Origin of the sequence: Limosilactobacillus galli (genome assembly GCF_947381495.1) — a bacterium.
Taxonomy (GTDB): domain Bacteria; phylum Bacillota; class Bacilli; order Lactobacillales; family Lactobacillaceae; genus Limosilactobacillus; species Limosilactobacillus galli.
In genome coordinates, this window is the sequence record NZ_CANCWK010000053.1 from 1 (window position 1) to 10,131 (window position 10,131).

Genomic DNA, 10,131 nt, shown 5'->3' on the forward strand with positions numbered 1-10,131 from the left:
TTCAAATGATAAAATAGTGGTGCCCATAAAGGTCCTTCTTTCTAATGGAATGTTGTGACGACACCATTAAAGACCTTGATGGGTTTTTCTGTTCACTAATATGTTCAATTTAAATTTTACAATCTACCGTTACATAAAATAAAAATAGTAAATTTACCATCTATCCAACAGTAAATTCACCATTTTCCCAATTTATTATAAAAGCTCATCAGTTGACATAACCTAGCCAATGACCGTTACTATCAAAGTCACTATAACGACCACCAATTAGGACACGACCAGTTAGCATTTTGCCCTGATCATCAAGGTAATACCACTGACCATTAATCCATTGCCAACCGGTATCGGCCCAGGCGTTTGTTGGGTCAAAGTAGTACCAGTTACCTGCAGGAGTCTGGAACCAGCCTTTCATCGCCCAAGCATTCTGATCATCGAAGTAGTACCAGCAACCATTAATTCGTTGCCAGCCAGTATCGGCCCAGGCATTTGTCGGGTTAAAGTAGTACCAGTTACCTGCAGGAGTCTGGAACCAGCCCTTCATCGCCCAAGCATTTTGATCATCGAAGTAGTACCAGCAACCATTAATTCGTTGCCAGCCAGTATCGGCCCAGGCATTTGTCGGGTTAAAGTAGTACCAGTTACCTGCAGGAGTCTGGAACCAGCCCTTCATCGCCCAAGCATTCTGATCATCGAAGTAATACCAGCGACCATTAATTCGTTGCCAGCCAGTATCGGCCCAGGCATTTGTTGGATCTAAATAATACCAATTACCTACCGCTGTTTGGAACCAGCCCGTACTAGCGGCACCATCTGGTGAAAAGTAATACCAACGCCCTCCAATTTGTTGCCAATTTGTCGCAAAGCTATTGTCATTATAATAATACCAGCGACCAGCGATTTGCTGCCAACCATCGTTGCCTAAGCTTTGAGGAGCCTCACTTGGTTCAGCCCAGATAAAATGCATATCGATATCCTTAAGTTTATACTTAAAGGTTGAACCGTCAGAAAACATTCCCGTTCCCTCATCATTAATGATCGAGGGATAAACGGCCATTGTTGGGATGACCTGATAGTTAGTCAGAAAATTTTGAGCATGTCCATAGTAATCACTTGCATCATTAAAAAGCATCGTGGTGACACCATAGAAAACCATAGCACGTAAGTCATCCATGTTACTAATTTAGAACAGCGGAATATGATTTTGATCCACAAAATCGCTCCCCTTTGCTTCAGCAAAGGGAGTTGCCCGTAAACCATTGATATTATCGGCATAAATCTGCATTGCAGAAATATTCTCACTATCTCCGCCAAGAATAGACTGATCATGACTATGCCCATTTAATAATGACGCATTTTTATTCTGATACTGCTGAGCCATCTCTTGAACAGCATTGATTGTTCCTTGACTCTGAGTAAACTGGGTCTCACCAAATGAAGCTCGTGCATTATTTACCAAGTCAAGAGCATACTGATTTATTTTATTAACCTGTTGATTGTTCAATTGATTAATATCAACATTTTGTGCAGCCGCGGCCGCATTAGATTGATAATTATTATCGATTAACCCTGGGCGAGCTACTTGATCAAATTCTTGAGTTGAAGTATCGTCCTTAACATTTTGTAAGTCACCTAAACGATAGTCATTAGGAAAGTTAATCTGTTGTGCATCCGTTACATTATTATAATTAGCCGCATTTTCTTGAACAGTATACGTTGGTTGCTGAACGTTTGTGATGTCCACACTGGAATCAGCGTTAGCAGTATTAATCATCGCAAAAGTCTCAAAAGCTATTGTCAGTGCTGTTAATGTTGTCAGCTTAAGTACTTTATTGTTCATTACTTGCTCCTCCAATACCTAGCCTCTCAAGAAAAGTAAATTACGTATCATTTTATTATACGCCTTATTCTTTAATCCATAAAGAGCAAGGATTTCCGATCTTCAACACCCTAATTTTCTTATAAATGGCAGATTGTAAAATTAAGTTGAACATTTAAGTGGACAGAAAAACCCATAAAGGTCTTTAATGGTGTTGCTAAACTAAATCCATTGAAAGAAGGACCTTTATGGGTACCACTATCTTATCATTTTCAGACCGCGTTGTCATTGAAACACTTCACAACGAAAAACGTTCCTTACAGTATATCGCCGACTACTTGGGCTTCAGTAAGATCACTATTTTTAATGAGCTTCATCGACTGGACGTTGTTGCTTATCAGGCACAATTAGCACAAGCCGACTTTGAAAGGAAGATTGCGCAACGAGGGCGTAAATCTTCTTTAACCACTAATCTTAAACGGTTGATTGAAGAGAAAATCAAAGTTCAAAAATGGTCAGCGGAACAGGTCGCTCATGTGGTTGGAATTGCTTATAAGTCCATCTATAACTGGATTGATCAAGGCCTGCTCGATTTACAGTTGAAGGACTTGCCAGATCATGGCATTCGCCGCCATCGAGCTAAAGAGAAACGCGGCACTTTTAGCCATGGACGTCCAATTGAAGAACGCCCAACTGCTATTGAAACTCGTCAAGAGTTCGGCCATTTTGAGGCTGATACAGTACTTTCTGGTAAGCGTAAGGGACAAGCTGTCGCTACTTTTGTGGAACGGAAGAGTCGTCTGACGATTGTTAAACGACTTCATGGGCGTAATAGTCAATCAATGAAGCAGGCAGTAGTAGAACTAGCTCATCAGCTCAACGGAAGACTTAAGACCTTAACGGTTGACCATGGTAAAGAATTTGCGGATTATCAGGCGATCGAAGCCTTAACCAGTACCCAAGTTTACTTTGCCCATGCTTATTCACCACATGAACGTGGTAGTAACGAGAATCGCAATCGAGTCCTGCGACGGTTCATTCCTAAGGGACAACCAATTGAAGAGCTAAGTGATGATGAGCTAATTCAAATTAACTGGTACTTAAATTCCCGACCGCTTAAATGTCTCAACTGGCATTCACCAATTGAGATCTTTTTGCTTAATCTGCGCCAATAGATTTGTTCAAGTTATTTCTTGCAATCTGCCAAATACAATACCCTATCATGGCATGTTGAATTAATGAAATAATTAAATTGCCTTAATATTTATGTCCACCTAAGAAAAAAGGACTAAAATTAATTTGTAAAATCTTTTATGTTAAAGAAGGCTTTTATAAATGCTTAAACAACATATCTATTCACACAGACTTAGGAATTCGCTATTAGTTACTGGAGTGGCTCTTACACTCGGTCTAGCAATGAACACAACTGTTAATGCCGATACGGCTACTTCGTCATCACCAGTAACAATGCAAATCACCGCTACTACTCCCCAATCTTCAATTAACAAGGTCACAGCTAACAATGGTGTTACGCTCAGCCCATCTACAGCTGACAAGACCACAATTAACCGTAACATATCTGATCAAGATACGAATGATAATACCGCTACCAAGAATAATGTTACGGCTAACCGAACTACGAATGGCAAGCCCACTAATAATAGCACTATTGCTCCAAATCGTTCTATCTCCAACGGTACTACACAAGGTAATACCCAGTATCTAAATACCGATAACCAATCATCAAATCTTCCTGCCGGTAAGCCGGGTTGGCATCAAGAGAACGAAAATTGGTACTACTTCAACCAAGATGGTTCCACTACTACCGGTTGGAAGAAGATTAATCACTGGTATTATTTTGATCCCGCAACTGGTCAAATGCAATCTGGCCTGAAGCAAATTAACAACCACTATTACTACCTTAATCCTAACCATGATGGTACCTTTGGGGCAATGCTAAATGGTTGGCAAAAGATTGACAATCAATGGTATGGCTTCGGCGGTCCCGAGGATGGCGCGGCCTATACTAATTGGCATAAGATTAATGGTCGCTGGTACTACTTCCAAAAAAATGGCCAAGCACAAACTGGTTGGCTTCAAACCCAAGCCGGTAACTGGTATTACTTTGATCCGACTAATGCTTGGGCAGTGACCGGTTGGCAGAGGATCAACAATAACTGGTACTACTTTGATACTCAAAACGCATGGGCTTTAACTCGTTGGCAAAGGATTAACAGTAATTGGTATTATTTCGACCCTGCTAACGCCTGGGCACAAAAGGGCTGGTTCCAAACTCAAGCCGGCAACTGGTATTACTTCGATCCAATTAATGGTTGGGCTTTAACCGGTTGGCAAAAGCTTAATAATCACTGGTACTACTTCGATTCACAAAATGCGTGGGCTTTGACCGGCTGGCAAACTATCAACGGTTCTCGCTATTACTTTGATCCAACTAATGCTTGGGCCGTTACTGGTTGGCAAAGGATCAACAATAACCGGTACTATTTCGATAACAATAACCACCTCGTTACTGGCTGGCAAATCATTAATGGACACCGGTACTGCTTTGATTGGACTACTGGTGCGGCCTTAACTGGTTGGCACCAATTCAGTGGTTACTGGTACTACTTCGATCCTGAAAATGCCTGGACATTAACCGGTTGGCAAGAGATCAACAACAACTGGTACTACTTTGATCCTAACTATGATAGTGCAGCTACTGGCTGGCGTTGGCTCAATGGTCATTGGTATTATCTTGACCAACAAACTTGCGCAATGGTTACCGGTACCCAAACTATTAACGGTCAAAAGTACGAATTTAATGCTAACGGTGAAATGCTAAAATAAAACAGACTGATCTCAAAATGTTCTGGCGATTATTGTTCAGCATGGGATTAATAATGATCGCAAGTATAACTTCAATACAAACGACCGCCTAATCAAGCAGTACCCACTAAAAAAGAAAGTTCTATGATATTCGGCGTACAATACCCCTTAGGGTTGACACTTGAAATAATAAAAGTGTCAGTCCTAGGGGGTATTTTGTATTGTAAGTTATTCAACTATTGAGAAACTTAAGCTACTTAGTAAGTATCAAGAATCGGATTACGACCTAACGGTCTTCTCCGATTATCACGGTGTGCGGCCAGCGAATATGAGTAAATGGATCAAACAATTCTTAATGGCTGGATTAGCAGGTCTAATTAGGCCTAAGCATAATCGGAAATACTCATTAGAAACAAAGGTAGCCGCTGTCAAAGCTTATCTTTCAAGTGTGTATTCTAACCAGGAACTCCTTCAGCAATACCAAATTAGGAATATTTCTCAACTCCATCAATGGGTTATCAGTTACAATAGTGGCAACCTTACCGTTAATCAGACAACGAGAAAGCGAGCTAGAAGAATGGGACGAAAAGTAACCTTTGATGAAAAGAAGAGTATCGTTCAATAGACGATTGACCATGGCAACAACTATAAGGCGGGTGCTGAGAAGTATAACGTTAGTTATCAACGTGTTTATTCTTGGGTACGCAAGTACCAGGAAAACAATGATTGGGCAGCATTGAAGGATAACCGTGGGCGTAACAAGGGTAAAGAACCGACTAATGAATTAGAACGGTTAAGAAAAAAAGTTCGCAAATTAAAGGCTCGAGAGCGTGAACGGGAGGTTCAAATTGCATTTGCAAAAAAAAATTAGTCGAAATACGCAATCGGGAGGTGGATCGACCGGACGATATCAAGCGATTTAGGAAATCATAGCCGAGGGTTATTCAGTCCGTGAATTAACCAAAGCTGCTGGAGTGTCTAGGCAAGCTTACTACAAGTGGCTTAAACATGATCCAAATGAACGTGAAATCGAGGAATTGGAACTCCTCAAGTTAATTAAGCAGTTAGAAAATGAACACAAACAAAGTGTTGGTTATGACAAAATGACCAGGTTAATTAATTTGAGTCAGCAAGTTCCCTATAAGGTGAACAAGAAACGGATTATTCGTATCATGCGAAAGCATGGTATTAAAGCTGACTATCGTCAGTCCAAACATAAGCGTATTCAGGCTCAACAAACTTATGAAGCTGAAAACATTCTTAAACGACAATTTGATCAAAGCGCAGCTAACCAAGTCTGGGTTACGGATACAACTGAGTTAACGTATGGGATTCGACGCAATAAGGTTCGGCTACACGTAGTATTAGATCTGTATGGGCAATATCCAGTAAGTTGGTTAATTACGCCAACGGAAACGGCCGAAGGTGCAATCAATGTATTTGAACAAGCCAGAGTCAGTGAAGGAGCATTAGCTCCGTTAATCCATACGGATCGTGGTTCAGCATACATATCAAAAGCATTTAATCAACACTTGGCCATTAATAGCACATGTCATAGTTACTCTGCACCAGGTACTCCAGCCGATAATGCAGTAATAGAACATTGGTGGGCAGATTTTAAGGCAATATGGATAGCTCACCTACCTAAAGCACAGACATTAACAGAATTAGAGCAACAAGTTGAAACAGGCATTACATACTTCACTGAAGAATTTATCTCAGCGAAAAGAAACGACCTTACCGCAGCAGAATATTGCTTTGGCAAGGCCAGCTAATTTTCATTATTTAAAGTGTCAACTTGACAGGGCACAGGACCGCCTGCCAAATCAGAAAAACGGTGACATTGAGGCTTTTTTGCCATGGAATGAAGAAGTGCAGCAGGAATGTCATGCTTAAGTCGAAGGGCGTGAATCACCAAGATCGGTGGTTCACACCCTTTTTTCGTCTGCAATACGTATCGTTATTGACTGCTTACTGTATACCTGTCTAATACTGACAGTGAAATATGTAAATAAAAAACAGTCGATAGAGTTTATATCTACCGACCGCTTCTATTAGTATCCGTATTCGTAATTGTAAGGTGATTCGTATATTTGTGTCTGCCGACGAGAACTTCGTGAAGTAATTGATGAGGTCTCATCAGACTCAAGTCGAGAGCGTCCACCGACTACGTAGTCACTACCATTACCACTACCAGGGTCATTATAGGAAGCACCGCCCGGTAGAATAAAGTCAGTGTTGTTATAGCCATCGTAATTTGGTTGTGACTTGTACATCCTTGTTTCATGGTTAACAACTTTCTTTGGCTTTAATCCTAATTGCTGCCGCACTAACCGTGAAACCCGGTTGATTTCCTTAGGACTAGCAATCTGGAAGGAAACACCTTCAATAGTGGCGTTTTGGCCTTGGAAGTGATAAGTCTTAACATTATCCATGGCACCATGATAGTTACCGTAAAGAGTTGCAATATCATCGATTGGAATATTGGTTTTAACACCGTCTCCAACTGCATCAAGGATCTTATTTGCAGCGCTAATGGAACCTGAAGTCTTGAATTTCTGAATAACGTTTTGCAGAATTTGTTGTTGACGCCGTTGACGGCCGTAGTCGTTATTTGGATCATCATAACGCATTCTTGAGTACTTCAGAGCGTTAGTCCCGTTCAGGTGTTGTTTACCTTTCTTGAAGTGGTGTCCTTCGTAATCAAAGGCAAATGGATTATCGACATCAACACCACCAACAGAATTAACGACCTTTTCTAGGACTCCCATGTTAATGACGGCGTAGTAATCGATCGGTACGCCAAGTAATTCTTTAACCTGTTTGACAGATTGTTTAGGACCACCAATCGCATAGGCCGCATTTAGCTTGACATAGTCTGGGCCGTCATCGGTATTAACCCTAACTAGGATATCACGTGGGACACTAGTCATTGTAATTGTCTTGGCCTTTGGATTAATGGTGAAGAGTTCCATCGAGTCGGTATTACCACCTTTATTTCCCCGATTAAGAGCTCCAACATCAGTACCCATTGCCAATACCGATACAGGTTCGCCTCTTTGAAGCTTCTTACTAATTTTACCGTCACCGTTAGCAAACATTCCGGTAGCGGCTGAATGGACCTTATGGTATTCATAGAAACCACCCAAAGCAACTAAAATTATCAGTAACCAGATAAGGGCCCGCATCCAGTTAGGCATCTTGTAATGATGCTTAACTGGCGGTTCAAAGTTTCCCTGTGGCCCTTGATAATTATTATCGTCCGGTTGATAACGTGGTGGTTCTGTAGTCTGTTCCTCTTCTTCACGTTGACGGTTTTCATTAACCTGCTTTTGAATCCGCTCTTCCATCCGCTTTCGGTATTCTTCGCGGGATTCGCGGCGATTATTGTTATCCATAAAGATTAATACCTCGACCAAATAAATTCTAACACTATCAAATATAGCAAAATATTCAATGCAATATATATAGTTTAACCTTTCTGTAACCTTTTGGAAAGTTAGACTTTGACAAAAATTTATATTAATATAGTAGAGATATTTCGCGAAAACAAATATGAAAGGATTTTATCGATGAAATCAACTAAAGAACTTGCTGAAGCAGTCAATAAGCGACGGACCTTTGCGATCATCTCGCACCCTGACGCCGGGAAGACGACAATTACTGAGCAGCTTCTGCTCTTTGGGGGCGTTGTCCGGGAAGCCGGAACAGTTAAGGCCCGGAAGACCGGGAACTTCGCTAAGTCCGACTGGATGGAGATCGAAAAGAAGCGTGGGATCTCCGTTACGTCGTCTGTTATGCAGTTTGACTTCCAGGGCAAGCGGATCAACATCCTGGATACCCCAGGGCACGAGGACTTCTCTGAAGATACCTACCGGACCCTGATGGCAGTGGACTCCGCAGTCATGGTGATCGACTCCGCCAAGGGGATCGAGCCCCAGACCAAGAAGCTCTTCCAGATCTGTAAGATGCGGGGCATTCCGATCTTCACCTTCATGAACAAGTTCGACCGGGATGCCCGGGAACCGCTCGACCTGCTGAACGAGGTTGAGGACGTCTTGGGTATCGAAACCTACCCAATGAACTGGCCAATCGGTTCTGGTCACCAGTTTAAGGGCCTCTATGATCGTTTCAATCACCGGGTTGCTCTGACGCACCCAGCGGACCCAAATAATCCGTACCTACCATTGGATGATGGTAAGGTCAAGGGTGATAATCCGCTGGCCGGTTCTGGTGAATGGCAGGACGCCCTCGATGGGATGGAACTAATCGAAGTAGCCGGTAACCAGCTTGATCGGGACAAGATTGCCCGTGGTGACCAAACTCCGGTCTTCTTCGGTTCGGCTCTGACCAACTTTGGGGTTCAGACCTTCTTGGAGAATTACCTGCAGTTTGCGCCGGCACCAGGTGACCACAAAACTGAAGACGGTGAAGTAGTTAAGCCGCTTGATAAGGAATTCTCCGGCTTCGTCTTTAAGATTCAGGCCAACATGAACCCGCGGCACCGTGACCGGATCGCCTTTGTCCGGATCTGCTCCGGTGAGTTTGACCGGGGGATGGATGTTACCTTATCCCGGACTCAGGAGCCGCTCCGGCTTTCCAACGTGACCGAGTTCATGGCCGACACCCGGGAGAATGTCGAGACGGCGGTGGCCGGTGACATTATCGGGCTGTACGATACCGGGAACTTCCAAATTGGCGACTCCATCTACACCGGTAAAAAGAATATTCAATTTGAAAAGCTGCCGCAGTTCACGCCGGAGCTTTTCGTCCGGGTCTCTGCCAAGAACGTCATGAAGCAGAAGTCTTTCCACAAGGGGATCAACCAACTGGTTCAAGAAGGGGCGGTGCAACTCTACCGGAGTTACACTTCTAACGATTACATCTTAGGGGCCGTTGGTCAGCTGCAGTTTGAAGTGTTCAAGTTCCGGATGAAGAACGAATACAATTCTGATGTCATCATGGAACCAATAGGTCACAAGACAGCGCGGTGGATCGATCCTGAACAGCTGGACGAGAAGATGTCCTCATCCCGGAACATCCTGGTTAAGGATATCCACGATCAGCCGCTCTTCCTGTTTGAAAACCAGTTTGCTGAGAACTGGTTTAAGCAGAAGTATCCGGATATAAAGTTAACGTCTAAGCTGTAATAAACTTTTATATATAAAAATATCGTGAGGCTAGGATAATTAGGATATATTTAGCAATCCTCAGCTAAATTTTTTTGGTGGATTATAGAATGAAGTTAGCCACCTAATTGGTGGTAAATGCAAAAACGCCATTCGGCGTGACATCAGGTATCATATTAAGTGAATCAAACCTATATGAAAGGATGTCCGTCAAATGACGCACTTAAATGATACCATGCCCACTAACCTTTTGGCCACTCATCGCAAATATGCACACCTCCCAGTCGTCCTCGTTTATATTACCGCTCAAAGCGTTTTTTACAATTGGCCGACCAATTAATGCTTGGTGAATTTGATGAG

7 protein-coding genes and 1 pseudogene are annotated in these 10,131 nt (G+C 42.6%); 5 read left to right on the forward strand and 3 right to left on the reverse strand.

What is annotated here, in order from left to right; translation table 11 throughout:
* Positions 1-208: 208 nt before the first annotated feature.
* Positions 209-1,171 (reverse strand): hypothetical protein, encoded by a 963-nt coding sequence (locus QOS10_RS08440; RefSeq protein WP_283595030.1) that lies wholly within the window; start codon positions 1,169-1,171, stop codon positions 209-211.
* Between the two features lie 9 nt (positions 1,172-1,180).
* On the reverse strand, positions 1,181-1,837 hold the full coding sequence (locus QOS10_RS08445) for an SEC10/PgrA surface exclusion domain-containing protein (protein WP_283595031.1): 657 nt from the start codon (positions 1,835-1,837) through the stop codon (positions 1,181-1,183).
* Positions 1,838-2,064: 227 nt separating this feature from the next.
* Here QOS10_RS08445 and QOS10_RS08450 point away from each other — a divergent pair, with 227 nt between their 5' ends.
* The 4 genes and pseudogenes from QOS10_RS08450 (at position 2,065) to QOS10_RS08465 (ending at position 6,417) form a co-directional block, all read left to right on the forward strand.
* On the forward strand, positions 2,065-2,991 hold the full coding sequence (locus tag QOS10_RS08450; RefSeq protein ID WP_283595032.1) for an IS30 family transposase: 927 nt from the start codon (positions 2,065-2,067) through the stop codon (positions 2,989-2,991).
* Between the two features lie 241 nt (positions 2,992-3,232).
* The gene (locus QOS10_RS08455; protein ID WP_283595033.1) at positions 3,233-4,663 is read left to right on the forward strand and encodes a hypothetical protein; all 1,431 of its coding nucleotides are present in this window, start codon (positions 3,233-3,235) and stop codon (positions 4,661-4,663) included.
* Positions 4,664-4,970: 307 nt separating this feature from the next.
* Positions 4,971-5,575, forward strand: a pseudogene (locus QOS10_RS08460) (transposase).
* A complete protein-coding gene (locus tag QOS10_RS08465; protein WP_283595036.1) occupies positions 5,569-6,417 on the forward strand; it encodes an IS3 family transposase in 849 nt (282 codons plus the stop codon). The pseudogene QOS10_RS08460 and the gene QOS10_RS08465 overlap by 7 nt, the downstream one beginning before the upstream one ends.
* 279 nt (positions 6,418-6,696) lie before the next feature.
* Here QOS10_RS08465 and QOS10_RS08470 read toward each other — a convergent pair whose 3' ends face one another.
* Positions 6,697-8,040, reverse strand: a complete 1,344-nt coding sequence (locus QOS10_RS08470; protein WP_283595034.1) for an LCP family protein — start codon at positions 8,038-8,040, stop codon at positions 6,697-6,699.
* A 174-nt stretch (positions 8,041-8,214) separates the two neighbouring features.
* Here QOS10_RS08470 and QOS10_RS08475 point away from each other — a divergent pair, with 174 nt between their 5' ends.
* Positions 8,215-9,792, forward strand: coding sequence for a peptide chain release factor 3 (locus tag QOS10_RS08475; RefSeq protein ID WP_283595035.1), 1,578 nt, complete (start codon positions 8,215-8,217; stop codon positions 9,790-9,792).
* Positions 9,793-10,131 lie beyond the last annotated feature (339 nt).